19 protein-coding genes and 1 tRNA gene are annotated in these 25,161 nt (G+C 54.8%); 12 read left to right on the top strand and 8 right to left on the bottom strand.

Features of this window, described 5'->3' with window-relative positions; genetic code table 11:
- Nucleotides 1-110 precede the first annotated feature (110 nt).
- The gene (locus tag IEW12_RS01285; protein WP_188564191.1) at nt 111-866 is read left to right on the top strand and encodes an SDR family NAD(P)-dependent oxidoreductase; all 756 of its coding nucleotides are present in this window, start codon (nt 111-113) and stop codon (nt 864-866) included.
- Between the two features lie 17 nt (nt 867-883).
- A complete protein-coding gene (locus IEW12_RS01290) occupies nt 884-1,414 on the top strand; it encodes a carbonic anhydrase (protein ID WP_188564192.1) in 531 nt (176 codons plus the stop codon).
- A 56-nt stretch (nt 1,415-1,470) separates the two neighbouring features.
- Here the strand turns inward: IEW12_RS01290 and ftrA are convergent, their stop codons facing one another.
- Nucleotides 1,471-2,448 carry a transcriptional regulator FtrA gene (gene ftrA / locus IEW12_RS01295; protein ID WP_188564193.1) on the bottom strand — a complete coding sequence of 326 codons (978 nt, stop codon included), beginning with the start codon at nt 2,446-2,448 and terminating at the stop codon, nt 1,471-1,473.
- Between the two features lie 169 nt (nt 2,449-2,617).
- Here ftrA and IEW12_RS01300 point away from each other — a divergent pair.
- From IEW12_RS01300 to pepF, 4 genes are all read left to right on the top strand, one after another.
- Nucleotides 2,618-2,694: transfer RNA gene (locus tag IEW12_RS01300), tRNA-Met, on the top strand.
- A gap of 174 nt (nt 2,695-2,868) precedes the next feature.
- On the top strand, nt 2,869-3,090 hold the full coding sequence (locus IEW12_RS01305; protein ID WP_188564194.1) for a hypothetical protein: 222 nt from the start codon (nt 2,869-2,871) through the stop codon (nt 3,088-3,090).
- A 130-nt stretch (nt 3,091-3,220) separates the two neighbouring features.
- Nucleotides 3,221-4,612: an ATP-dependent RNA helicase DbpA gene (gene dbpA, locus IEW12_RS01310; protein ID WP_188564195.1), complete on the top strand. Its 1,392-nt coding sequence runs from the start codon at nt 3,221-3,223 to the stop codon at nt 4,610-4,612.
- A 223-nt stretch (nt 4,613-4,835) separates the two neighbouring features.
- Complete coding sequence (gene pepF / locus IEW12_RS01315) at nt 4,836-6,692, top strand: oligoendopeptidase F (RefSeq protein ID WP_188564196.1); 1,857 nt, start codon at nt 4,836-4,838, stop codon at nt 6,690-6,692.
- Between the two features lie 167 nt (nt 6,693-6,859).
- On the opposite strand, the gene hrpA is transcribed toward pepF, so the two are convergent.
- Nucleotides 6,860-10,921, bottom strand: coding sequence for an ATP-dependent RNA helicase HrpA (hrpA, locus tag IEW12_RS01320; RefSeq protein WP_188564197.1), 4,062 nt, complete (start codon nt 10,919-10,921; stop codon nt 6,860-6,862).
- Between the two features lie 198 nt (nt 10,922-11,119).
- Here hrpA and argA point away from each other — a divergent pair, with 198 nt between their 5' ends.
- Nucleotides 11,120-12,430, top strand: a complete 1,311-nt coding sequence (gene argA / locus IEW12_RS01325; RefSeq protein WP_188564198.1) for an amino-acid N-acetyltransferase — start codon at nt 11,120-11,122, stop codon at nt 12,428-12,430.
- 90 nt (nt 12,431-12,520) lie between these two features.
- Nucleotides 12,521-12,793 (top strand): oxidative damage protection protein, encoded by a 273-nt coding sequence (locus IEW12_RS01330; protein WP_188564199.1) that lies wholly within the window; start codon nt 12,521-12,523, stop codon nt 12,791-12,793.
- A 116-nt stretch (nt 12,794-12,909) separates the two neighbouring features.
- Here the strand turns inward: IEW12_RS01330 and rpiA are convergent, their stop codons facing one another.
- Both rpiA and IEW12_RS01340 read right to left on the bottom strand, forming a co-directional pair.
- Nucleotides 12,910-13,581 carry a ribose-5-phosphate isomerase RpiA gene (gene rpiA, locus IEW12_RS01335; protein ID WP_188564200.1) on the bottom strand — a complete coding sequence of 224 codons (672 nt, stop codon included), beginning with the start codon at nt 13,579-13,581 and terminating at the stop codon, nt 12,910-12,912.
- Nucleotides 13,582-13,734: 153 nt separating this feature from the next.
- The gene (locus IEW12_RS01340) at nt 13,735-14,739 is read right to left on the bottom strand and encodes a serine/threonine protein kinase (protein WP_188564201.1); all 1,005 of its coding nucleotides are present in this window, start codon (nt 14,737-14,739) and stop codon (nt 13,735-13,737) included.
- A gap of 104 nt (nt 14,740-14,843) precedes the next feature.
- Between IEW12_RS01340 and IEW12_RS01345 the strand changes: the two genes are divergently transcribed.
- Nucleotides 14,844-15,542: a UPF0149 family protein gene (locus IEW12_RS01345; RefSeq protein WP_188564202.1), complete on the top strand. Its 699-nt coding sequence runs from the start codon at nt 14,844-14,846 to the stop codon at nt 15,540-15,542.
- 182 nt (nt 15,543-15,724) lie between these two features.
- On the top strand, nt 15,725-15,979 hold the full coding sequence (locus IEW12_RS01350) for an acyl-CoA-binding protein (protein ID WP_188564203.1): 255 nt from the start codon (nt 15,725-15,727) through the stop codon (nt 15,977-15,979).
- Between the two features lie 50 nt (nt 15,980-16,029).
- On the opposite strand, the gene IEW12_RS01355 is transcribed toward IEW12_RS01350, so the two are convergent.
- Both IEW12_RS01355 and IEW12_RS01360 read right to left on the bottom strand, forming a co-directional pair.
- Nucleotides 16,030-17,007, bottom strand: a complete 978-nt coding sequence (locus IEW12_RS01355) for a 2-hydroxyacid dehydrogenase (protein WP_188564204.1) — start codon at nt 17,005-17,007, stop codon at nt 16,030-16,032.
- 242 nt (nt 17,008-17,249) lie between these two features.
- The gene (locus IEW12_RS01360) at nt 17,250-17,477 is read right to left on the bottom strand and encodes a hypothetical protein (RefSeq protein WP_188564205.1); all 228 of its coding nucleotides are present in this window, start codon (nt 17,475-17,477) and stop codon (nt 17,250-17,252) included.
- A 40-nt stretch (nt 17,478-17,517) separates the two neighbouring features.
- On the opposite strand from IEW12_RS01360, the gene fdxA reads away from it, so the two are divergent.
- A complete protein-coding gene (fdxA, locus tag IEW12_RS01365; RefSeq protein WP_188564206.1) occupies nt 17,518-17,841 on the top strand; it encodes a ferredoxin FdxA in 324 nt (107 codons plus the stop codon).
- Between the two features lie 133 nt (nt 17,842-17,974).
- Nucleotides 17,975-19,060 (top strand): NAD(P)/FAD-dependent oxidoreductase, encoded by a 1,086-nt coding sequence (locus IEW12_RS01370; protein WP_188564207.1) that lies wholly within the window; start codon nt 17,975-17,977, stop codon nt 19,058-19,060.
- Between the two features lie 65 nt (nt 19,061-19,125).
- On the opposite strand, the gene IEW12_RS01375 is transcribed toward IEW12_RS01370, so the two are convergent.
- Together IEW12_RS01375 and IEW12_RS01380 are read right to left on the bottom strand one after the other, a co-directional pair.
- Complete coding sequence (locus IEW12_RS01375) at nt 19,126-21,333, bottom strand: FUSC family membrane protein (RefSeq protein WP_188564208.1); 2,208 nt, start codon at nt 21,331-21,333, stop codon at nt 19,126-19,128.
- A gap of 138 nt (nt 21,334-21,471) precedes the next feature.
- The gene (locus tag IEW12_RS01380) at nt 21,472-24,426 is read right to left on the bottom strand and encodes a transglycosylase domain-containing protein (RefSeq protein WP_308789105.1); all 2,955 of its coding nucleotides are present in this window, start codon (nt 24,424-24,426) and stop codon (nt 21,472-21,474) included.
- Between the last annotated feature and the right edge of the window lie 735 nt (nt 24,427-25,161).

A 25,161-nucleotide genomic window follows, 5' to 3' on the forward strand; every position in this document is an offset into this window, starting at 1 on the left:
AACCAGCGGCTACCGCGCTTTCCCGAATTGAACAATACTGGATTCAGTTTCACGGCATAACGCCTACTACCGATCTCCAGTCTGTCAACCTCAAGGAAAGAACATCCATCATGAATATCGAAAACTCCATCGTCCTGGTCACCGGCGCCAATCGCGGCATAGGTCGCGCCTACGTCAGCGAATTGCTGGCGCGCGGTGCGGCAAAAATCTACGTCGCTGCACGCGACACTGCCTCGCTCAGAGAACTGCTCAAGGAAGGCGGCCCTCGCCTGGTGCCGCTACCGCTCGACGTCACAGATCCTTACCAGGTGGCTGCTGCCGCCGCTGTGGCGTCCGATGTCAACCTGCTGATCAGCAATGCCGGCTATGCCGCATTCGACGGTGCCATCTCCGCGCCGGATATGGATGCCGCACACCGCGAAATGGAAGTCAACTATTTCGCCCCCCTGGCCCTGGCGCGGGCCTTTGCACCCATCCTGGCAAAGAACGGCGGAGCCATTGTGCATATGTTGTCCATGCTCTCGCTGGTAAGCCTGCCCATGGCGGCGACCTATTCCGCTTCCAAAGCCGCAGCGTTGTCGCTAACCCGCAGCTTGCGGGCTGAACTGGCAGCGCAAGGCACGCAGCTTGTCGGTGTGCTGGCGGTGCAAACCGAGACAGCCATGGGCGCCAGCCTGCCCGAACCGCGCATGACACCGCAGGAATTGGTGGCCGACGCACTTGACGCCATTCAGAACGGAATCAGCGACGAGGTGGCAGCCGGCGCGCAAACGAAGGCGATCTACGAGGCTTTTCTTGCCGACCCCAAAGGCCTGCAAGCCAAAATGGCCACTCGCCTGCCACAGCGCAGTGCAAACCTGATCTGATAGAGGGGGGGGGAATCATGGATTTCATAGCTAGCCTTGCTCAGCGCAATGCCGATTTCGCGGCCACTACCTTTTCTGCCGGAATGAAGATATTGCCGTCGCGCCGCACCCTGATACTGGGCTGTGTCGATCCTCGCGTTGATCCTATGGACGTACTGAAACTGGAGCCCGGCGAAGCGGCCATCATTCGCAACGTGGGTGGACGCGTCAATCCGGCACTACTGGAAACGATGGCCATCTTGCGCACGGTGTCGAAAGCCGGCGGCGAGGCCATAGGCAGCGGCTGGAACTTCATCGTTTTGCATCATACCAAGTGCGGCATCGCGGGCTGCTATCACCACGCACCGGCTTTGCTGGCAGAGCATATGGGCGTGGCCCAAGGCGAAGCACTGGATGCGCTGGCCATCACAGATCCGTATGCATCTGTTGCCATCGATGTCGCAGCGCTGAAGGCCAACCCGGACTTCTCGGACGAGCTTGAGATTACGGGCATGGTCTATGATGTCGATACCGGCCTGATTGAAATCGTGGTGCCAGCGGCACCGTGAGTCCGTCCAGCGAAGGCCGGGCTTGCCTACGGTCTTCGCACTAACTGGCTCGCCGACTATCCCTGCGGCGCCCGCTCTGCCGACGTACCGGTAAACTGAAGGCGATATGCACTGGGGCTGGTCTTGACGATGCGCCTGAAATGCCGGCGCAAGGATTCTTCCGATCCGAAGCCGGACAATTCTGCCACCTGTTGCAGGGGTGTCGCCGGAGATTCCAGTAATTCCCTGGCGATTGCGACACGCTCCCGTATCAGCCATTCATAAGGGCCAAGGCCAGTGGCAAGCTGAAACTGGCGCTGCAAAGTCCGCGGACTCATCGCAGCCTGGCTGGCCAGCGACTGCAAAGTATGCGGCAAGGCTGGCTGAGCCCGGACGGCGTCCATCAGTTTTGCCAGTCGGCCCTCCTCGTCCGACGCCACGGGCCTTGGCACAAACTGCGCCTGCCCGCCCTCCCTATGCGGAGGAATCACCAGTCTTTGCGCCACCAGATTGGCGACTTTCACGCCATGATCCTTGCGCACCAGATGCAGCAGCATGTCCAGGCCGGCCGCCGAGCCTGCAGAAGTAATGATCTGCCCCTGATCTACATACAGCGCATCCGGTTTGATTTCCAGTCCCGGATAGCGCCTGGCGAGCTTGTCGGCATAGCGCCAGTGCGTGGTCACGGTCTTGCCCTCCAATATGCCTGCGGCAGCCAATACAAAAACTCCCGAACAGATGCTGCAAATGCGTGCACCACGCTGGTAGGCAGCGCGAAGTTTTTTCAGCAAGGCTTCAGGTGGTTGTTCGTCCGCATCGCGCCAGCCGGGGATAATAATGGTGTCGGCCTTGTCTAGCAGTTTCAAGGTATATGGCGCCTCCACCGTGATACCTCCGGCCGCCCTGATCTTGCCGGGCTCCGCCGCACAGACGGCAAAACGATACCATTCCATATCCAGCTCTGCGCGCTGCAAAGCAAACAGCTCCACCGTACAACCGAATTCAAATGTGCATAACTGGTCATAGGCGACCGCAACTACCAGATGGTTCTTCATGGCGCGATATGAATGCAAGTGAGATAAGCGCCACTATAGCATTTACTCCGTAGCCACCGGAAATGCGCAGAAATCGGCAGAAAAACTTCCGCTGCAAAGTCATTTGAAAATTATTTACAAATATATGTTGTCGCTACGTAGATAGCTCTATATAATTCGCCCCTTCAGACGCGGGGTGGAGCAGTCTGGCAGCTCGTCGGGCTCATAACCCGAAGGTCGTAGGTTCAAATCCTGCCCCCGCAACCAAACAAGCCTTAACGGCACATCAGCAGCCTGGATATATTGGGCTGCTGAGTCAATAATAGACGGCACTGCTTTATCCTGCGTCATTCTATCCGCTGCACAATTGCCTTATCTCTGGCCACTGTTTTATACGGGTTCGTGTAAACAGTGAGACCTAAATTGCCTTATGTGCCTGAAATGCGAGATATACAAGATAGCAAAACCCTGGAATTGCCCGGCATGGAGCCAGAATTCAATACTTCCATGAACAATAAGCGTGCGCATGCTCCCCGCAAAAATACGATGGAAGCGCAGGAACAATTGGAACTGCTGGAGCCCACGGACAATAGTGGCCTGCCGTTATGGACGAATGACGAGAATATTGACCTGACCGGCCTGCCTGTCTGGGCAAAAAACTAAGCTGTATCAACTGTACAAATTGTACCAATCCAGGCATCTTTGCAATACCATTGCTGGAACCGGAGCCGTCCGCATTGCCGGAGGCCCCTAGCCCTAATCACACTCTGCCCACCAGGCTGGCGACACTATCATGGACAATTCAACTTCTTTCTCCACTCTCGCACTGTCGCCGGCCTTCCTCAGCAATCTGGATAGCCTGGGATACAAGGAAATGACGCCGATACAGGCGCAGAGCCTGCCAATCATCTTGCAGCAGCAGGACTTGATCGCGCAAGCCAAGACCGGCAGCGGCAAGACTGCCGCCTTTGGCATCGGTATCCTGGCAAAGCTGAATCCGACCTATTTTGCCGTGCAAGGCCTGGTGATCTGCCCGACGCGTGAACTGGCAGACCAGGTATCCAATGAGCTGCGCCGGCTGGCGCGCTTTGCCGGCAACATCAAGATACTGACGCTGTGCGGCGGCGCGCCGATGCGGCCGCAGATTGCGTCGCTGGAACATGGTGCGCATATTGTCGTCGGAACCCCTGGCCGCCTGATAGACCATATCAGCCGCGGCACGATCAAGCTCAATGCGGTACAGACCCTGGTGCTGGATGAAGCTGATCGCATGGTAGACATGGGTTTTTACGATGACATCCACTCTATCGTCAGCGCCTGTTCGCCACGTCGCCAGACCCTGCTGTTTTCCGCCACTTACGCCGACGACATCCGCCGTGCCAGTGAGCAATTCCTGCGAGATCCTGTCGAAGTAAAAGTCGAGGCACAGCACGATGCCAGCCGCATAGAGCAGCGTTTTTATTCCGTCACCCCTGAAACCCGCAACGCGGCGGTAGCGCAGTTGCTGAACCATTACCGCCCGGTATCCACGCTGGCCTTTTGCAATACCAAGATCCATTGCCAGGAGCTGGCGGACGAGTTGCGGCAGCAAGGCTTCAGCGCATTGGCCTTGTATGGCGACCTGGAGCAGCGTGAGCGCGATGAGATCCTGGTACTGTTCTCCAACCAGAGCTGCTCGGTGCTGGTCGCAACCGACGTCGCCGCGCGGGGCCTGGATATCCAGACGCTGGGCGCAGTGATTAATGTGGATGTATCCAAGGATACCGAAGTGCACATCCACCGAGTCGGCCGTACTGGCCGCGCCGGTGAAAAAGGTCTGGCACTAAGCCTGGCGTCTCCCAGCGAAAAGAAATGGGTCAAGCTGATTGAAGACTACCAGCAAGGTCCGGTACTCTGGTCCAATCTGGCAGACCTGGAGCCTGCCGCAGGCGCTGCCTTACAGGCGCCGATGGTGACCCTGTGCATCATGGGCGGCAAAAAGGACAAGCTGCGGCCCGGCGATCTGCTGGGCGCCTTGACGGGCGACGTGGGCTTGAGCAAGGAGCAGGTCGGAAAGATCAATGTTTTTGAATTCATGACCTATGTGGCGCTGGACAGCAAGATTGCCCAGCGAGCCTACGACAAGCTCAGCCAGGGCAACATCAAGGGACGCAATTTCAAGATGCGTTTTATCCCTGTCGTATAGGTTTTTCTGCTGGAAACGCTGTTGGCGCATTGTTGCCGAATTGAAAAAGAAAATTTTTTTTCAAGACTTATTCAAACTTGTGAACTTTTAGCTCACAATACTGCCGAAGTTACAGCCTCTTCCCAGCCTTGCAATATATACAGTATAAGTAATTGCATAAATAATATGTTGCAGGCATGAGGTGATTGTGATTCCGATCAACTTCCAGAACAGAAAAGATGCCATGCATAAGTATCTCATTTCCAGTCTATTCTCTGTAGCCATTGCGCTACCCTCATTGCCGGCCTTCGCGGAGACAGAAGCCGATAAATGGAATTTGCAAGACCTGTACGCGACCAGCGCCGACTGGGACAAGGACGCAGCCAAGCTGGAAGCCCAGCTGAAAGAAATTTCCGGCTGCAGCGGCCACCTCGGTGAATCAGTCAAGCGTTTCAAGGCTTGCCTGGACCTGAACGCGGACCTGCTGAAACGTTACGCCCGTCTGGCCAGTTATGCATCGCAATTCCATGACCAGGACACCGGCGGCACGCCAGGCCTGGACCTGAACCAGCGCGCGGAAATCCTCGGCAGCAAAGTAGAGGAAGCCAGTTCCTTCATGCGGCCGGAAGTGCTGACGATGGGCGCGGCCAAGGTCAAGTCCTATCTGGCGCAGGATAAATCCCTTTCCATCTATGCGCATCCTATGGATGACATCCTGCGTGGTGCTTCACACACGCTGGATAAAAAAGGCGAGCAACTGGTTGCTACCTTTGGCATGGCCACCAATACCGGACAAACCGTCTATTCCACGCTGTCCAGTTCCGACATGCCATGGCCCAAGGTCAAGCTGTCTGACGGCAAGGAAGTCGTCATCGACCAGGCTGCCTACACCAAGTACCGTTCTTCAAATAACCGTGAAGACCGCAAGCTGGTATTCGACGCATTCTGGGGCAAATGGAAAGAGTTCGAACGCACTTACGGCGTGACTTTCTATGAAATGCTGAAAAAGGATTCCGTTTACGCAAAGGTGCGCAACTATCCTGATTCCCTGACGCAGGCGCTGGATGCCAACAAACTGCCGGTCGGCGTGTATAACATGCTGGTAACGCAAACGCGCGCCAACCTGCCTACCTTGCACCGCTACTTCAAACTGCGCGCCAGCATGCTGGGTGTGAAGGAGATGCGTTACTACGACATCTATCCTCCGCTGGTGCATAGCGACCTGAAATATCCTATCGCTGAAAGTACGCAACTGATGCTGGCATCGGTCAAGCCTTTGGGCGACGACTATGTGCAGGCAATGACCAAGGCCGTTACCCAGCGCTGGATGGACGTTTATCCACGTCCTAAAAAGCGTTCCGGCGCCTACATGAACGGTATCGCCTACGATGTGCACCCTTACCTGCTGCTGAACCACAATGACGACTATGAGTCGGTATCGACTGAGGCGCACGAGTGGGGTCATGCAATGCATTCCTACCTGGCAAACAAGAATCAGCCTTTCATTACTGCCGATTACCCTATCTTCACTGCAGAGATAGCATCGACGACGAATGAGGTGTTTCTGCTGGATCATATGCTGAAGATCGCCAAGACCGATGACGAGCGCCTGCTGTATCTGGGCTCGGCATTGGAAAATCTGCGTGGCACCTTCTTCCGCCAGGCGATGTTTGCCGATTTCGAGCGCGAAGTGCATTCACGCGTGGACAAAGGTGAATCGCTGACTGGCGATGCCATCACCAAAATCTACGGCGACATCCTGAAAAGCTACCACGGCGACAAGGAAGGCGTAGTCAAGATCGACGACCTGTATGCGATTGAGTGGGCGTATATTCCTCACTTCTACAACCGCTTCTATGTGTTCCAGTATGCGACTTCCATCGCTGCCGGCTCCATGTTTGCGGATGAGATTTTGAAGGGTGTACCGGGCGCCAAGGACAAGTACCTGAATATCCTGAAATCAGGCGGTTCTGTTTATCCGTATGAACTGGTCAAGGCAGCCGGCGTCGATATGGCGACCCCAGCACCTTATCAGGCGATATTCGCGCGCATGAACAAGATTATGGACCAGATCGAAGCAATTCAGGCAAAGCGTAAATAAGCAGTTCCAAGAAGCTGTTGCGAAATTACGCTGGCGTTGTTACTCCTCCTCGCCGTACTACCCGTACTGTCTTCGTCGTCGCGCCTAGCCAGCCTAATTTCGCAGCAGCTTCTAAGTAAAAAGCCCCGCTCCTTGACTGAGCGGGGCTTTTTTTATTGCAGCAATAATTAACGCTGCATCGATTCCCATACCTTCTGCAGCCGTTTCACCGACACCGGCATAGGCGTGCGCAGTTCCTGCGCAAACAGGGACACCCTCAGCTCTTCCAGCAACCAGCGAAACTCCAGCATTTTGGGATCGGCATTCTGCTCGCCCTTTTTCGGCACGCGATGCCATGGCTGCGCAACAGACAGCCACTCCGCCATCAGCTTGGCATCGCGTGCGGGATCGGCTCGCAGCTTATCCATACGCACGGTCATTGCCTTCAGGTAGCGCGGAAAATGCGATAGCTGCGTGAAGTCGTTCTCCGCGATAAAACGCTTGCCGACCAAGGCCTGCAATTGCGCCTGCATATCGCCCGCGGCCTGCGCATGTGCTTTCAAGCCTTGCAGTTTCTTGGGCAAGCCATGATATTCACCCAGTATCAACGCAGCCAGCCTCGCAATTTCATTGGCCAGCAGGTTGAGGCGCGACTTGCCCTCTTCCCGCCGGATATTGAACTCGCCGGAATTCTTTGGCAAAGGTTCTTGCAGGCAGGCACGTTCCAGGGCCGCCTGGATGATCTGGTCACGCAATTCCTCCTGCGAACCGAGGGCCATGAACTGCATGCCCATTTGCTGCAGACCGGGGATGTTTTTCTCCAAAAACTTCACCTGCTCCTTCAATTGCAGGGCGAACAGGCGGCGCAAACCTATGCGGTGTACGCGTGCTGCCTCATCAGGATCGTCAAATACTTCAATCTGGCAATGCGTAGTCTTGTCTACCAGCGCCGGGTAGCCGATCAGCGTTTGCTTGCCCTGCTGAATCTCCAGCAATTCCGGCAGGCTATCAAAGGTCCAGGCAGTCAGGTTTTCCTGCTGTATCTTTTGCTGCGGCGCTTTTCCAGATGCGGCAGGGATCACCGCCGGCTTGGTGCCGGCAGGCTTGCCAGCATCAGGCTGAGATTTACCTGCCGCAGTATCCAGCAGGCTCAGTTTTTCAGCCGAGGCAATACGCTGGAAGCTTTCACGCGCCTGGCCACCGAACTCGGCTCGCAGCGCAGACAGGTTGCGCCCCATTTCCAGTTGCCGTCCATGTTCATCGACAACCTTGAAGTTCATGAAATGATGCGCTTGCAGGGTCTCGAACTTGAAGTCCGTGCTTTTGGTCAGTAGGCCGGTTTGCTCGCGGATGTCGGCTATTACCGCATCCAGGAAGTTGCCCTTGCCAAACTCATTGCGCTCGCAAAAGCCGGCGGCATAGTCTGGCAGGGGCACGCAATGCCGGCGTATTTTCTGGGGCAAGGACTTCAGCAGCAGATGTACCTTTTCCTTCAGCATGCCGGGCACCAGCCATTCGCAGCGATCCGCCACCACCTGGTTCAGCGAAAACAGCGGTACCGTCATGGTCACGCCATCGCGTGGGCTGCCCGGCTCGAAGTGGTAGCTCAGCATGAGCGGCACGCCGGAAACCTGCATGCTTTTCGGGAACAGGTCGGTAGTGATGCCGGCAGCTTCATGCCGCATCAATTCTTCGCGGTTCAGATACAGCAGCTTGGGATTTTGCGCGGTCGCTTCTTTATGCCATTGCTCAAACTGGACCGCATTGCAAACGTCCGCTGGAATCAATTTGTCGTAAAAAGCGGCGATCAGCTCTTCGTCCACCAGCACGTCCACGCGGCGAGACTTGTGTTCCAGGTTTTCTATCTCGCGCACCAGCTTCTGGTTAAACGCAAAGAATGGCGCACGGGTATCGAGTTCTCCTGCGACCAAAGCATCGCGGATGAAAATCTCACGCGCCTCTGCCGGATGTGTCAAACCATACTGTATGCGGCGCTGGCTATACACAACCAGGCCGTACAGCGTCGCGCGCTCAAAAGCCGACACCTGGCCGGCGCGCTTTTCCCAGCGAGGTTCGCCATAGGATTTTTTCAATAAATGGCCGCCTACCCGCTCCAGCCATTCCGGTTGTACTTGCGCGATGCAACGGCCGTATAAGCGTGTGGTATCGACCAGCTCAGCTGCCATGATCCAGCGGCCGGCCTTCTTGGCCAGGCTGGAACCGGGCCAGATAAAGAACTTGATGCCGCGCGCACCCAGATAATGCGCTTCCTCGTCTGACTTATAGCCTATATTGCCGAGCAAGCCGGTCAGCAAGGCAGTATGCAATTGCTCATACGTCGCCGGCAACTCATTCAGGCGCCAGCCCTGCTCCTTGACGATGGTCAGCAACTGGCTATGCACGTCGCGCCATTCCCGCAGCCGCAACTGCGACAGGAAATTGGCACGGCAATTGTCCATCAGCTGGCGATTGGTCTTCTTATGCTCTATTGCGTCTTCAAACCATTTCCAGATTTTCAGATAGCTTTGGAATTCCGACTTTTCATCGGCAAATTTCTTGTGGGCCTGGTCTGCCGCAGCCTGCGCTTCCAGTGGCCGGTCGCGCGGGTCCTGCACCGATACGGCAGATGCAATGATCAGCATTTCGGTTAGGCACTGGCTTTCTTTGGCAGCCAGGATCATGCGCCCTACCCTTGGGTCCAGCGGCAGCTTGCCCAATTGACGGCCAAGCACGGTAACGCGATTATTGTCGTCAACGGCGCCCAGCTCCTGCAGTAACTGGTAGCCATCCGCAATCGCCCTGCCCAATGGTGGCTCGATAAAAGGAAAACTTTCCACGTCGGTCAGATGCAGCGTCTTCATCCGCAGGATGACAGACGCCAGCGAGGAGCGCAGAATCTCCGGTTCGGTAAATTTCGGCCTTTGCAGGAAATCCTGTTCCGCATACAAGCGTATGCAGACACCCGCTGCAACCCGGCCGCAACGTCCGGCACGCTGGTTGGCCGCCGATTGCGCCACTGCTTCTATCTGCAGTTGTTCCACCTTGTTGCGGTAGCTATAGCGCTTGACCCTGGCCAGGCCGGCATCAACCACATAGCGTATGCCGGGTACTGTCAGCGAGGTTTCCGCCACGTTGGTCGCCAGCACGATGCGGCGCGCATTGGATACCTTGAAGACTCTTTCCTGCTCCTGCGCTGACAAGCGGGCAAACAGCGGCAAAATTTCCACGTGCGGCGGATGGTGCTTGCGCAGCGCCTCGGCGGTATCGCGGATTTCTCGCTCACCCGGCAAAAATACCAGCACATCGCCGGAGCCGATACGGCAAAGCTCATCGACGGCATCGGTAATCGCCGTCATCAGGTCGCGTTCTTTGTCTTTTTCAGTATCCTGGATTGGCCGGTAGCGTACTTCCACCGGATACAGGCGGCCGGATACCTCGATAACCGGAGCCGGCTTGATTGTTTCACCTTCGGCGGTACGAATGGTTTCGCCAAAGTGATTGGCAAACCTCTGGGCATCTATGGTTGCTGATGTAATGATCAGCTTCAGGTCGCGGCGCCTTGGCAGGATTTGCTTCAGGTAGCCGAGCAGGAAATCGATATTCAGGCTGCGTTCATGCGCTTCATCGATGATGATCGTATCGTACTGCTTCAGCAAAGGATCGGTTTGAGTCTCTGCCAGCAAGATACCGTCGGTCATCAGTTTGACCGAAGCGCCCTTGGTCAAGGTATCGGTAAACCGGACCTTGAAGCCCACATGTTCGCCCAGGGGCGAATTCAACTCTTGTGCAATCCGCTTGGCGGTGGATGAGGCCGCGATCCTGCGCGGCTGGGTATGGCCGATCAGGCCCTTCTGGCCTCGCCCCAGCTCCAGGCAGATCTTCGGTAATTGCGTGGTCTTGCCGGAACCGGTTTCGCCGCAGACGATGATGACCTGGTTTTTTTGCAGCGCTTCGGCAATTTCGGCCCGTCTACCGGATACCGGCAGCTCTTCAGGGAAACTGATGGGCGGCAAGGGATTCCGCAGAGGCCCTACCGCTGTGTTTTCTGCTGGTTCGCTTTTCTGGGCTTTGGGCCGGGGCTGGCCCTGCTTTTGGGGAACTTGTTGACCGCTCGGCTTAATGCCCTGCTTATTTTCAGGTTTAGCGGCCTGCGCCGTTACTGGCTCAGCATTTGCCTGTTTTTGCCTGAGTGAGTCGCGCAACTGGCGCAAATCGGTCACTGCTTTTTGGGGTGTTTTAGTATTCGACATAACGCTGCGGATTATCCCAGATTTTTCGTCCGCACACCTCAATTCGCCCGCTGTTAAGCATGTTTGCGTGTCAATTTGCTACAGCGTGACCGCCAGTCGTGCTTCACAAGCGGATAGAGCGGCTATTTTTGAGGGATTTATGTCACCGTGGGGCCACGACCGCCAATCAAATCAGCTATCTCAGATTATAATGCCCGCATGGAAAATCCCGTTCAATTCGTACAATGGCTGCGCTCGGTCGCACCTTATATCCACGCCTTTCGCGGCAAGACATTTGTGGTCGCCTTTCCCGGCGAACTGGTCATGGCAGGCGCACTGCCGGTGCTGGCGCAGGATTTGTCCCTGCTGCAGGCCCTGGGTATCAAGATCGTGGTTGTGCATGGCTCACGGCCTCAGGTTGCCGAGCAACTGGCACTGAGAAATGTCGAAGGACGTTTCCATAACGGGATCAGGATCACCGACACCGCAGCGCTGGAATGCTCAAAGGAAGCCGCCGGTGAATTGCGCCTTGATATCGAGGCCGCATTCAGCCAGGGCTTGCCGAACACTCCTATGGCACATGCGGCGGTCCGCATCATCTCCGGCAACTTCGTTACTGCAAAGCCTATCGGCATTGTCGATGGCGTTGATTTCCAGTTGACCGGGATTGCGCGCAAGGTCGCTTACGACGTGATGCACCGCATTCTGGACGCCGGCAGCCCGGTACTCCTGTCTCCATTGGGCTTTTCACCGACAGGCGAAGCTTTCAATCTGACCATGGAAGATGTGGCTGTCGCTGCGGCAACCGCGTTGCGGGCAGATAAATTGATTTTCATCAGTGAAACGCCGATGATGCTGGACAGGGACAATGACGAGTTGCGCGAATTGTCGTCCACGCAGGCAGATGCAGAATTAAAAGCGAACTACCTGCCCGCGGACTCGGCATTTTATCTGGAACATGCGGTCAAGGCCTCACGCGGCGGCGTGCCGCGGGTGCATATCGTGCCTTACCAGATGGATGGCTCGGCCTTGCTTGAGTTGTTCACACATGATGGCGTAGGCACGATGATCAGCCATGAGAATCTGGAAAGCCTGCGCGAAGCAACGATTGAAGACGTTGGCGGCATCATCAAGCTGATTGAGCCTTTGGAAGCAGATGGTACGCTGGTCAAACGCGGCCGTGAGTTGATAGAGCGGGAAATCAACTACTTCTCCGTCATCGAGCATGATGGCGTCATCTTCGGCTGCGCAGCGTTGTATCCTTTCCCTATAGAAAAAATGGCGGAGATGGCCTGCCTGACGGTGAACCCGGACGTGCAAAGCCAGGGCGACGGCGAGCGTATACTGAAGCATATGGAGAAGCGTGCACGCCGCGCGGGCTTCCATTCGATGTTTGTATTGACGACACGCACCGCACACTGGTTCTTGAAGCGCGGCTTTGTCAGTGCCACCGTGGACGATCTGCCGAAAGACCGCCAAAAAATGTATAACTGGCAGCGCAAATCCCTGGTGCTGATTAAACAGTTATAATCGCCACCGCAGAAGCTGCTGCAGAATCGCCTGGCGCGGCGAGTTTTTCAGCAAGCTCAGTAAAAACGCTAAGACTTAGGAGTTGGTAAAATGGCACGTACAATACATTGCATTAAACTGGATAAAGAAGCGGAAGGCTTGGACTTTCCTCCTTACCCAGGCGAGTTGGGTAAAAAAATCTATGAAAGCGTTTCCAAGGAAGCCTGGGCTGCCTGGTTGAAGCACCAGACTATGCTGGTCAACGAAAACCGCTTGAATCTGGCCGATACGCGCGCCCGCAAATACCTGGCGACACAGATGGAAAAACATTTCTTCGGTGATGGCGCGGATGCCGCTACCGGATATGTGCCTCCGACAGAGTAAGAGATTCGGCAGCAACAAAAAGCCCGCTGGCACCATGTGCAGCGGGCTTTTTTGTTCTAGACACTGGCAAAACATTGGGCCGCTTTGCAATGACTCCGTATTTAGTAGCGCAGTATTTAGAAGCTCAGCGTCTTTACGCCCTCGGGCGTACCCAGCAGGCAAATATCAGCGCCCTGTTTGGCAAACAGGCCAACTGTGACGACGCCGACGATATTATTGATTGCGGCTTCCATGCCCAGAGGGTCGGCAATCTGCAGCCCATGCACATCAATAATCACATTGCCGTTATCGGTCAGCAAAGGCTGGCCGTCTTTCAGGCGCAGGCGAGGCTCGCCGCCGAGTTCGGCCAGTTTGCGCGCGACCACGGCGTGTGCCATAGGGATCACTTCCACCGGCAACGGAAACTTGCCCAGCAAATCGACCAGCTTGGAGCCGTCAGCGATACAGACAAATTTGCTGGCCACCGACGCGACGATTTTTTCGCGCGTCAATGCGGCTCCGCCACCCTTGATCATGGCGCCCTGGTGCGTCACTTCATCGGCGCCATCGATATACACGGGCATGGAAGTCACATCGTTCAGGTCCAGCACGGCAATGCCGTGCGCGCGCAAACGCGCGGCTGTCGCTTCAGACGATGCCACTGCGCCTTTGATCTTGTCTTTCATCTTGGCAAGCTCGTCGATGAAAAAATTGGCTGTTGAGCCGGTACCTACGCCAATAATTTCATTCTCTACAACATATTGAATGGCGGCGCGTGCAACTTCCTGCTTGAGTTCGTCCTGGGTCATGATATTTGGGCTTGATTTTGCTAAAGGATGGGAAATACTGGGATAGCTGGGATATTGCGATTGGCGCTATTGTAACGGATAGCGTCGACAATCAAAAACGGACGGGTGTGCGAGACGCCAATAGTTGTCTTCAATTGGCGGCCATCAGGCGCCTCAATACAGACTCAGCGGAGGCTCGTCCATCAATGCAATCTGCTCCCTCAGCTCCAGTACCCTATCCTGCCAGTAGCGCTGGGTGTTAAACCAGGGAAAAGCCTGCTTGAATGCAGGATCATCCCAGCGCTGCGCCAGCCATGCCGAATAATGCAGCAGGCGCAGGCTGCGCAGAGCCTCAACCAGATGCAATTGGCGGGGATGGAAGTCCATGAAATCTTCATAACCGGACAGGATGTCGCTCATTTGCCCAGTCATTTCTGCGCGGCTGCCGGACAGCAGCATCCACAAATCCTGGATCGCCGGCCCCATGCGGCTATCGTCGAAGTCCACGAAATGCGGGCCGGCATCGGTCCACAGTACATTGCCCATATGGCAATCGCCGTGCAGGCGTATCATCGCCACGTCGCCGGCATGTTCATAACTGCGTGCTACGCCGTCCAGCACCATCTCGGCGGTGCTTTTATAGGCACTTAGCAGGTCAGGTGGAATAAAGTCATGCGCCAGCAGATAATCCAGCGGGATGCGGCCAAAACTGGATATATCCAGCGCAGGCCTGGATTGGTAAGCCTGTGCAGCGCCGACAGCATGGATGCGGCCGATAAACCTGCCCAGCCATTCCAGGGTATCGGGGTCATCTAGTTCCGGAGCGCGGCCGCCATGCCTGGAAAACAGGGAAAAGCGATAACCCTGATAGTTGTGCAGCGTCTGTCCGTTCGCCGCCGCCAGGGCCGGTACGACAGGTATTTCCTGCTCTACAAGAGACTGCACAAAAGCGTGCTCTTCCAGTATCTGCGCATCGGACCAGCGTTGCGGCCGGTAGAATTTGGCAACCAGGGGCGGTCCGTCTTCCATTCCCAACTGGTACACGCGATTTTCATAACTATTCAATGCGAGCAGGCGTCCATCGCAGCGAAAATCCGGATTGCCCAGCGAGTCCAGGGCGTCCATCACGCTGTCCGGGCTCAAGCCGGCAAATGAGCTTGGAGGTAGAGTTTCAGTCATGGCGCTATTCTACTGGCAACTTGTACTTTCTTAAGCACCCAACTCGCGCAATCAATGACAAAGAGTTAAACTGCCGGTATTTACACCTTACCCAAGAGTTAGCCATGCATCTGGACCAACCCCTTTCCGATAAAGAATTCAACGAACTGGATAAATTCCTGATGTCAGACCGTGTCGGCGACGACGGCATGACCATGGATGCGCTGCACGGATACTTGACCGCCATTGCAATCGGGCCTGAAGTCATTCCCATGGCAGAGTGGCTGCCTTTGGTCTGGGGCTTGCCGGATGATGGTGAGCCGGATTTCAAGAATGAAAAGGAAATGGAGCGCATCACCGGCCTGATCGCCCGTTTCATGAACGAAATTGCGATTACCTTCGAAGTCGCCCCGCAGGAATTTGAACCACTCTTCTTGGTCACAGAACAGGATGGCAAGGAACTGATAGACGGTGAAACATGGGCCTGGGGCTTCTGGGAAGGCATGCAATTGCGCGATGAAGCCTGGCAGCCTATACGTGATTCCAACGTTGCTCCGATGCTGCGCCCTATCTATTTGCTGGGTGCGGAGGAAATCGAGGAAGAGGAAATGGTCCTGGTCGACACGCCGCTCAAATGCCATAAGCTGGCAGTCGAGCTGGAAGCAGCCATACCTGAGATCCGCCGTTTCTGGGCTCCCTTGCGCAAATCAGGCATCGCGACCGTAAAGCGCGAAACACCCAAAGTAGGACGCAATGACGTCTGCGATTGCGGCAGCGGCAAGAAATATAAGAAATGCTGTGGCGCTGAACCGACCATCCATTAACCGGTCAGATAATCCCGATGTCCGGGATGCAAAAAGATGGAACTTATAGAGCGCATACACTGCGCTCTATTTATTTGGCCTCGGCTTTTTCGCTTGAGTAAATCCTCTAGTGCCGCGCTTCAGTGATAAAAATAACTATGCTATGGTCGGGCCTGCATTAATTTTTATTCACGGAGTAGACCATGAGCCTGCAAGACCAATTCATCCAAGCGCAAGCGGATTCCAAAAATTTGCCTGAGCGCCCTGACAATATGACCCTGTTGAAGATCTATGCACTGTTCAAGCAGGCAAGCACAGGCGATGCCAGCGGCGATCGTCCAGGCTTTACCGACATGGTCGGCCGTGCCAAATACGATGCGTGGAGCGCGTTGGCAGGTACGGACAAGGAAGCGGCAATGCAGCAGTACGTGGATCTGATCACTGATCTGCAGGGCTGATTCGGGAACGAGGGTCCAGCGTCCCGGCAGCCGCCAGGACGCCCCTCCTTTTACTTCAAGACTTCCGGATTCAGCAGATTGGGTGGACGCTGATTACCCAGGGCGGCGATCAGGTTATCCGCCGCGCAATTGGCCATTGCCTTGCGCGTTGGTGCAGAGGCGCTGGCGATATGCGGTGTCAGCACGACATTATCCAGGCCCAAAAAGTCGGGATGGAACTTGGGTTCATTCTCGAAAACATCCAGGCCTGCTGCTGCAATTTTCCCTGCCTTCAAGGCCGCGATCAGCGCAACATCATCGACAATGCCGCCGCGTGCGAGATTCACCAGCGTTGCGTCTGGCTTCATCAGATCCAGCTCTGCCGCGCCTATCGTATGACGCGATTGTGCGGAATAGGGCAAGACCAGCACCACATGGTCTGCCGTGCGTAGTAACTCTTCCTTGCCGACGTAACGGGCGTTATTGGCGCGCGCTTCCTGTTCTTCGCTCAGGCGCGAACGATTGTGGTAAATCACCTGCATATCAAAACCCATGGAGCGGCGTGCTATCGCCTGCCCTATCCTGCCCATGCCTATAATGCCCAAGGTTGAGCCATGCAAGTCGGCGCCAAGAAAATAGTCATAGCGCCATTTTTGCCATTTACCGGCACGTAGCCAATGTTCGGATTCGGTGATGCGGCGCGCGGTCGCCATCAATAAGGCCCAACCAAAATCTGCAGTGGTTTCATTCAGCACATCTGGAGTATTGCTGGCCATGACGCCGGCGGCGGTGCATGCAGCAACGTCGATATTGTCATAACCTACCGCCATATTGGCGACAATCTTTAAATCCGGCAGCCTTGCCAGGATGCCCGCATCAAAGCGGGAACTGGACGTGGACATCACGCCGGCCTTGCCCTGCAATTTGGCGACCAGTTGGTCAGGCGTGAACAAAATGTCATCCTGATTTGCTTCAACCTCGAAATGCAGTGACAGGCGCTCAATAATTTCAGGAAAGACCGCGCGCGCGACCAAAATACCAGGCTTCATTGTTTGACTTTCTAGGGTGGGTTATTAGTGAATTGTGGGTGAACTATTGGTGTATCGATTTTTGGAGGGCCGACTGAAGCTTTCAATCGGCAAATTCAGATAAAAGCTCAATGAAAATAGTTTAACTGAATCCTATTCGTAATGAGCGGCGGCCTCTGATGATTTGTATTCAGGCAAGGTGGCAAATTATTCATCGGCCAGTTTTTCGTCAGGCCAGCTTATCCTTCAACAAAATCAAGTAGTTAGCGCGACTCCAGTCCACAATCGGCATCAGGCGCGAGGCTAGCCTCTGCAATAAATACTCTTTTGCCAACTTGCACAATATCTGCCATGAGCTTCTTTGGCGGAAGCCCGGCCCCGTCGCCCATGCCCAAGGCGTATTTGCTTATTCGTAATTTATCTAAGCCTGATTTGTGAGTTGACCGAAATTGCCTTAAAATACAATGCTTTGCAGCTATAGCTTTATCCATTGCTGCATCGAACACCCAGAATACTTAAGATTGGAACGTTATGACCCACGTTGTGACCGAATCCTGCATCCGCTGCCGCTATACTGATTGCGTGGATGTATGTCCGGTGGACTGCTTCCGTGCAGGACCGAATTTCCTGGTAATCGATCCGGATGAATGCATCGATTGTGCAGTTTGCGTCGCTGAATGCCCGGTCAATGCCATTTATGCTGAAGAAGATGTTCCAGCGGATCAGCAAGATTACATCAAGATCAATCTTGAGCTGACATCCAAATGGCCTTCGATTACCAAGACTACCGCTCCTTTGCCTGACGCAGACGACTGGAAAGATGTCAAAGATAAGCTGCAATACCTGCAACGATAAGCACTCGCAATAGTGCTGTACAAAGTCTTAGCGCAAATCGTAACATCGATAGCTGGTTCTACAGGGGCAAAAGCCCTTGGCCCGTTATCGCCTGTACCGTCTGAAATAGCATTTATCAGGAACAAATTGTCGTATGGATACCAAGCAAACCACTTCCGCTGTCAATGCACAATCGGCACACCCGATTGAAGCCGACGCCGTCATCATAGGCGCAGGTCCGGTAGGCCTGTTTCAAGTTTTTGAACTTGGCCTGCTGGAAATCAAAGCACATGTGATCGATTCACTGCCTGTCGTTGGTGGCCAGTGTGTGGAGTTGTATCCGGATAAACCCATCTATGACATCCCTGCAGTTCCGGTCTGCACCGGGCAGGAGCTGACCGACAATCTGTTGAAACAGATTGAACCGTTTGAGCCGACCTTTCACCTGAATCAGGAAGTGACGCTGGTGCAAAAGCGTGAAGACGGCCGTTTTGACCTGGAAACATCGCAGGGCACGCGCTTCATCACCAAGACTATCTTCATCGCTGCCGGTGTTGGTTCGTTCCAGCCGCGCACATTGAAAGTGGAAGGCATTGATGCGTTTGAAAACAAACAGGTTTTCTACCGCGTCAAGGATCCTTCCCAATTTCACGGCAAGAATCTGGTGATCTGTGGCGGCGGCGATTCCGCGCTGGACTGGGCATTGGCGCTGGCAGGCAAGGCCGAGTCCATCGTGCTGCTGCATCGTCGCGATGATTTCCGTGCTGCACCAGCATCTGTGGCCAAGATGAAAGAGCTGTGCGACAACTACGAAATGCAATTGACGATAGGCCAGGTTACCGGCATAGAAACCAAGGATGACCTGTTGACCGAGATCAAGGTCACGGGTGCGGATGGGGTTACCCGCCGCATGCCGCTGGATAACTTGCTGGTATTTTTCGGCCTGTCTCCAAAACTGGGGCCTATCGCGGAATGGGGCCTGGATATTGAGCGCAAACAGTTAAAAGTGGTCAATACCGAGAAGTTTGAAACCAATGTGCCAGGCATTTTTGCAGTTGGCGACATCAACACCTATCCGGGCAAGAAAAAATTGATCCTGTCCGGCTTCCACGAGGCTGCCCTCGCCGCTTTCGGCGCTGCACCGTATATTTTCCCTGAAAAGAAAATCCACATGCAGTACACGACAACCTCGCCGAAACTGCACAAAATCCTGGGTGTGGAAACACCGGTATTCGATTAAGCTTTTCTCGCTTAAAACAAAAGGCACCGCGAGCAATCGCGGTGCCTTTTTAGTTTGGTGCAAACTTAATCCTCGTTACTGATCAGCTTATGCGCGATTGCCGTGCTGTGAATGACAATCCTGTTAGCGTCTTCTGCGATCAGCTTATTCCGCCGCTGCATCAGGCGCCGCCCGGACCAGGCTTGCACAGCCTCGTCGTCCGCCAGCGCATCAAGAGCATAGTCTACGTCGAAATGCCCTTCCACCTTTGAATCAACCGCCGGAGTCTTGGAAGGCATGATCGCGTCCCATCTTTGCTGCGCACGCGCCAGGTTATTCCACACTTGGGAGAAGATATCTTCCAGCATGGCTTTTACATAGGCGCTTGGCTGGTTGGCTGCGTGTTTGCGCATCAGCAATCTGAGCGAAGCCACATGCGCGATGACCAGGTAATTCTGCACCACGAATAAATTAATGTCCTCCACCGCCCTGTGCTTGCTCTCCGGTTCGTCCAGCATGCGCACCAGCGCTGAACTCAGGCCGGCAAGACTGTCCATCAGGCGCTTGCGACTGATACGGTATACGAAATCGTCATTTACCCGCGCTTCCAGCAGGTCGCGGGCAGCGATGATGTAGCGTTGATTATCTGCCAGCACGTTTTTCACAAGCTGGGGTAAGGTTTTGTATTCCCAGCTTGGCAGGATGAAGCTGAAGACGGTTGCAATGATTGCCCCTATCAGGGTATCCGTCAGGCGCTCACTGACGACATGTGCATTGGTGGGCACCAGCAGGTTGATCTGCAAAAGAATCTGCATGGTTGCCGCAACCGCCGCGTAGCGGTATTTCACATACAGGAAGGCTGGCACTCCGGCTGTGGCCAGAAATAGGAAGGCCAGCAGAATGGCCGGAGTATGCACGAAATGCAGCACTACCGAAGTAATGGCACAACCTATCACGGTACCGATCAGGCGATCACTGCGCCTTTGCTTGGTCATGCTGAAGCTGGGCTTCAAGATAATGACGATAGTCAGCACGATCCAATAGCCGTGCGCCGCATACGGCAAATGATCGGCGATCAGCAAACCTACCGTGATTGCCATCGCCACCCTGAGTGAAAACCTGAACGTGGGAGAGGTCCAACTCATACTGGACAAAATGACGCCCACCGCATATTTCTGCTGCGTCAGGAAAGGTGTCAGGTCCGCATCGGGCTGGCCCGGCATTGGAGCAACGGGTGCCTGCGTTGCCAGATGCAACTGGGCGATCATATCGATCACGTCGCGTATCTTGTTCACCGATGAGCGCAATGACGTCAATGCTTCTTCCGGGAGTTTGCCTTCACGGCAGTCCTGTTCAAGCTGGATGACGCAGCGTTCGATGGCGTCCAGATCCTGCTGGTAATTGACTTCGCTATGCGATACGCGCTTGCGCGTTACAGCGTAGGCAGCAGATTCAATGTCCCGCGCAGCCTTGTCCACCATCTGATGCATGAGATCCAGGACCTCGGTGTCGGACAGGTAGCGGCGTAATACGACATAGTCGGTATGCGTTGCCAGCACCAGTTCGTACAGATCCAGCATCCTGAAGTGCACCTGTACCAAAACCGCATCCTGCTCGTCCTGCTTGCCTCGCAATAGCATGTCGCGGGAAGCTTGCTGTTTATCGGCAATGATGATCTGCTGTCTTACGGCCAGGTTGAACTGCTCGTTCAGGTCGGTGCTGGTATCATAAAAACCGGCCTTGATATCAATATAGCGGGTTACTTCAAACAGCGCCTCGGCCAGCACCTGCTGTTTGATGCGCCGACGCAAAAACCAGGATACGACCATCGAGTAAGTCATGTAAGCCAGGCTGCCGGCAAGGAACAAGCCTGTGTGCAGGAAGGCCTGGCGCGCGCTAAGCTCGTTTTCCATCGATAGCGTCATGATGAACAAGGCCGCAAACTGCAAGGGCATCATCTTCTTGCCATAGACCACCATCATGCTGGCCAGGAAGCTGATCACGACCAGCATCACGCTGAGCAGCCAGTTGATGGGCGCGCACAGGCTGACGATCAGCGTCACCGCAGTGCATAGCAACACGCTGGACAGCATCTCATTGAATTTATGCCTCAGGGGGCTGGGCATGTCCATCAGACTGGTGCACAAGGCACCGATACAGACTGTCATCGCGGTCGGCAAGTCTGCGTAAGCCAGTACTATAGAAGTCAGCCCTATCACGCCAATAGCAATCCTGAAGCCAGTATAAAAGTAATGGCTGAAGATGAAAGTGCGAAGGTCTAGGGCGTAGTGCATGGGCTTTGTGCTTTAAAGCGTGACAAGCTGAAAAGTATAGACGAAGTAGCACAGCTTGCGCCAAAAAACTGGCCGGAGGGAATAACTAAAAACGAGATGCTGAGGCCGCAAGAAAGCAGCAAAATTATGGCCGTCGGTTTAATGTATACACTGCTGCGCCCCCGCTTTAGCCTCCGTGCTCGCAGCCGCCTCGTCGCTACCGGCATCGACCAGCGGCATCAGCGTAGGCGCCAGAATTTTGAGTAACTGCACCGGCAAAGCACTGGTGAAGTCATAATCGGCTGCCTGGGAGCCAGGCACATAAGCGATGATGGTGCCGAAGAAGCGCTGATCGATATTGAAGACGAAGGTTGCCGAGCGGTTGACCACGCGCGATTCTATCAACTGCCCATGCGCGCCGAAAGTGTCAAAACGGTTGTCGCCGGTACCGGTCTTGCCGCCGACGGGAACGAAACTGCCGTCCGGCCTGACAAAAGCCTGCTTTACACGTCTCGCTGTGCCATCCTCCACGACCAGGCGTATGGTTGCCAGCACTGCCTGGGCAACTTCCGGAGCCAGCACCTGTTCTTCCTTGCCGGGAGCGAACTGCAGCAAGGTGTCATACGGGGTGGCGCTGGCAAAATGCAGGGATTTGATGCGCATATTCGGTTTGCGTGCGCCATTATTTACCAGGATGCCCATCAGCTCTGCCAGTGCAGCCGGCCTGTCTGCCGAGGCTCCGAGCGCAGTCGCGTAAGAAGGCACCAGGGACTCAAATGGGTAGCCGAGACGCTTCCATTGTTGGTGTATCTCCAGAAAGCCCTCTTGCTCCAGCAAATCCAGGATGCGTTTGTCCTGCGCATGCTTGCGATGGGTGGAAAACAGCCAGGAATACACTTCCTGCCGTTCTTTTGCACTGGCCTCCATCACTTGCGCCTGGGTAGCTTCAGGATGGTTGCGCAGATAACCGATCAGCCACAATTCCAGCGGATGAACCCGCGCAATGTAGCCACGATCCGCCAGCGACATTTGCTGCGGTGAATATTGTTGATACATCTTCTGCAGTTTTTTGTCGCCGAGATCTTTATCCTCCGGCAGCCTGTCATTGATGAATTTCTTGAATTGCTCCAGGCTGACGTCAGGCTGGATGCCGAACAAGGTGGAAGCGAGCCTGGCCGGGGTAGGCTTGATGTTCTCAAACAGCAGGTCCTCTGCCTGCTGCGCCGATTTACCCTGGTACTTGGTCAGGAAGCGGCGGATGAAGACCTTGCCCTCCTTGTCGGCAAAGCGTGACAGGTAGGCGGCCCGACGCGGATCATCGGCATCCTGCAGCAGGCTGGCCGAGGAGCCTGGCACCTGGAACATGTAATGATGGACGATGTCGCGCATCAGCCGGATGAAAACCAGGTTGACGGAGTTGCGCAGGCCGTCGCGCACCGCCATGATCTGGTTGTCATCCTCATGCTTGAAGTTGTCAAAGGTATGCATGCCGCCGCCGGTCATGAATTGCTCGCCTGGATTGGCGGAATAGCGGCGATCCAGCGCGGCTTTGAGCAAAGTGGCCAGGCTCTTGTCCTGGGCGCTGAGAAAATACTCTATGGCCCAGCGCGACAGCACATCCTTTTTGTCCACCGTCACTGCGCGCAACTCTTCTTTACTCATGCCCGCCAGGCGCTGGTACAGATGCTCCATCAGGTCCAGATAGGTGACCAGCGTGCGTAACTTGGCCGTGGAGCCGAGGTCCAGCTTTGTGCCTTCATTGATATTGAGCGGCTGATCGAAATTGTCGGTTTGTATACGCAGATAATTCCGGTCGGCGCCGCGCTCGTACAGCGTAAAGCTGTACACCACCTTGGAAGGATCGCCGCGATCCAGTAATTGTTTGCTGTTCAGGCCAGCAGCCGCGGCCTTTTCGGGATCGCGCAACTCCCTCAATAAACCGGTTACCGCTTCCTGCACCGGCGCATCCAGTGTGCTGGTCACATCAACATCCAGGCGGTCAAGATCATACAGGCGGCTGCCACCCAATAAGCCGGCCAGATGATTGCGCACCGTGTTAGCCGCCTTGCGCGCAAGGAAGGAGACTGGCGGCGCATTGAATTTTTGGGTATTTCTGTTCAGCTTTGCTTTCAGCGCCGCATCACGCAGTGCGGGGCTGATGATGCCGGCACTGCCCAGCAGGCGCAAATGGCTATTCGTGATCTGCTCCAGTTCTGCCTCATTTCCATCCAGATAGTAGGAGGGTCTGCGCTGCGAAATCAGCAGGCTCAGCGCCTGCTTGTACATTTGCGCACTGTCGCCCGCATCCTTGCTGGCCGGGGTGAGTGACTTCAACTGCTGATTCACGTCACCCAGGCTTCTGCCATACCAGACCCATAAGCCGTCCCCCAGCCCATTCACCTCGCCAAAACCGGGTTTTGCAGACAGCGGCATCGTGTTCAGATAGTTGACGACGATCTGCCTTCTTGCGGCCGATGTATCCTCCCCATTCTGGTAAGCCCGCAACGCGGCCGACACCATCTGATGCAGCTTTTCTTTTGCCGAGGAGGTGCGCCCTTCCGGCGAATGACGGTATTTCTCGATCTGGGTTGCCAGCGTACTGCCGCCCGGAGTTCTCGCGTCGCCGCTGAATACCTGCATGCCTTTGTTCATCACGGCCAGCGTCAAACGATCCCATTCCACTGCGGGATTGCGCGTTGGATATTGGGAATCCAGCAGTTCGCGGTTTTCTATATACAGCAGGCTGTTGATCAGTATCGGCGCAATATCGTCAAAGCGGGAATAGATGCGTTTGGGATAGCGCTCCTGGAATAGCGACTCGTTACGGCAATCCAGGATGCTGAGGCCGCCCTGCACCTTTTCCGTGTAAGGTGCAAAATAGCCGCGGTCGACCAGATCGGCCATGCGAGGCGAGATGCGCGCCTGGCTGGCGATGGTAAATTCCTTGGCCTGCAGGCGATTCAGGAAGACAGGAAGATCGGAATAGCCGAGCCGCTCATCAAATGGCGCTTTTTGCGGAAACCGGATCGCGTTGCTGGGTCCGGTATCAACGGAAAATTTACTTTCGCCGGCAACTCTGGAAAAGAAATGCGCCTGCTGAGCGGAGGTACGCAATTCATTCCTGATAAGCAGCGCGAGCACGCCACAGCATACCAGAAGCACGAAAATGACAATGACCTTAGGTCGGAGCAAGAATGTTTTTATTCCCTGCGCACGCATGTTAAACCTGACTCTGTTTGTGTTGTTGCCTGAGGCGCATGTCCTTACTGTATCAAAGAATGCATTTGCGGAGAAACATGTAACTGCAATCGCTAAAAATAGTCACGGCAGGTGAATTTATGTGTGGTGAAAATGAGAAGATGGTTTATCCAGCGCTCGCATTGAGTTATGCTTTTATGGATATGCGCTAGCCACAAGCTTCGTCACTCCTTGGAATCGCTCCTCAGAGTTTGGGGGCGGGCGCTAAATCAAGAAGGTCAAAAAAACTTTAGCAATTTAGGTGCACGAACATTCAGGCTAGCCCTCATGGCAAGCCGCGCCCTCCTCCAGGCTTTCGCCGCTTTTTTTCATGCCGTATCTCTTTGTTCGAACCGCCTATCGATGAATATTTTTCAGGCGAGGCTCAACAGCAATAATAAGTAAGTAAGAAGTAAGCCAGATATATTAGAATTGCAGCGGCAAAATATAATTTATACAAAATATAAGACCGGGACATCCATGCTAGCTTTCGCTCTGACGGCACCTCTCAATGCCGACTCACTTCTCAGTTCCTTGCTAAAAATGCATATTCATTGCATTTTAATAATTCATTAGCATTTCCTCAGGGAATTTAACAGTATTTCACAACGG

This window comes from Parundibacterium terreum, from assembly GCF_014636315.1.
GTDB classification, from domain to species: domain Bacteria; phylum Pseudomonadota; class Gammaproteobacteria; order Burkholderiales; family Burkholderiaceae_D; genus Undibacterium; species Undibacterium terreum.

What these genes read in the sequence shown, in the direction of transcription:
- IEW12_RS01285 (WP_188564191.1), top strand. Translation starts at nt 111, where the DNA reads ATGAATATCGAAAACTCCATCGTCCTGGTCACCGGCGCCAATCGCGGC.
- IEW12_RS01290 (WP_188564192.1), top strand. Translation starts at nt 884, where the DNA reads ATGGATTTCATAGCTAGCCTTGCTCAGCGCAATGCCGATTTCGCGGCC.
- ftrA (WP_188564193.1), bottom strand. Translation starts at nt 2,448, where the DNA reads ATGAAGAACCATCTGGTAGTTGCGGTCGCCTATGACCAGTTATGCACA.
- IEW12_RS01305 (WP_188564194.1), top strand. Translation starts at nt 2,869, where the DNA reads ATGCGAGATATACAAGATAGCAAAACCCTGGAATTGCCCGGCATGGAG.
- dbpA (WP_188564195.1), top strand. Translation starts at nt 3,221, where the DNA reads ATGGACAATTCAACTTCTTTCTCCACTCTCGCACTGTCGCCGGCCTTC.
- pepF (WP_188564196.1), top strand. Translation starts at nt 4,836, where the DNA reads ATGCATAAGTATCTCATTTCCAGTCTATTCTCTGTAGCCATTGCGCTA.
- hrpA (WP_188564197.1), bottom strand. Translation starts at nt 10,921, where the DNA reads ATGTCGAATACTAAAACACCCCAAAAAGCAGTGACCGATTTGCGCCAG.
- argA (WP_188564198.1), top strand. Translation starts at nt 11,120, where the DNA reads ATGGAAAATCCCGTTCAATTCGTACAATGGCTGCGCTCGGTCGCACCT.
- IEW12_RS01330 (WP_188564199.1), top strand. Translation starts at nt 12,521, where the DNA reads ATGGCACGTACAATACATTGCATTAAACTGGATAAAGAAGCGGAAGGC.
- rpiA (WP_188564200.1), bottom strand. Translation starts at nt 13,581, where the DNA reads ATGACCCAGGACGAACTCAAGCAGGAAGTTGCACGCGCCGCCATTCAA.
- IEW12_RS01340 (WP_188564201.1), bottom strand. Translation starts at nt 14,739, where the DNA reads ATGACTGAAACTCTACCTCCAAGCTCATTTGCCGGCTTGAGCCCGGAC.
- IEW12_RS01345 (WP_188564202.1), top strand. Translation starts at nt 14,844, where the DNA reads ATGCATCTGGACCAACCCCTTTCCGATAAAGAATTCAACGAACTGGAT.
- IEW12_RS01350 (WP_188564203.1), top strand. Translation starts at nt 15,725, where the DNA reads ATGAGCCTGCAAGACCAATTCATCCAAGCGCAAGCGGATTCCAAAAAT.
- IEW12_RS01355 (WP_188564204.1), bottom strand. Translation starts at nt 17,007, where the DNA reads ATGAAGCCTGGTATTTTGGTCGCGCGCGCGGTCTTTCCTGAAATTATT.
- IEW12_RS01360 (WP_188564205.1), bottom strand. Translation starts at nt 17,477, where the DNA reads ATGGATAAAGCTATAGCTGCAAAGCATTGTATTTTAAGGCAATTTCGG.
- fdxA (WP_188564206.1), top strand. Translation starts at nt 17,518, where the DNA reads ATGACCCACGTTGTGACCGAATCCTGCATCCGCTGCCGCTATACTGAT.
- IEW12_RS01370 (WP_188564207.1), top strand. Translation starts at nt 17,975, where the DNA reads ATGGATACCAAGCAAACCACTTCCGCTGTCAATGCACAATCGGCACAC.
- IEW12_RS01375 (WP_188564208.1), bottom strand. Translation starts at nt 21,333, where the DNA reads ATGCACTACGCCCTAGACCTTCGCACTTTCATCTTCAGCCATTACTTT.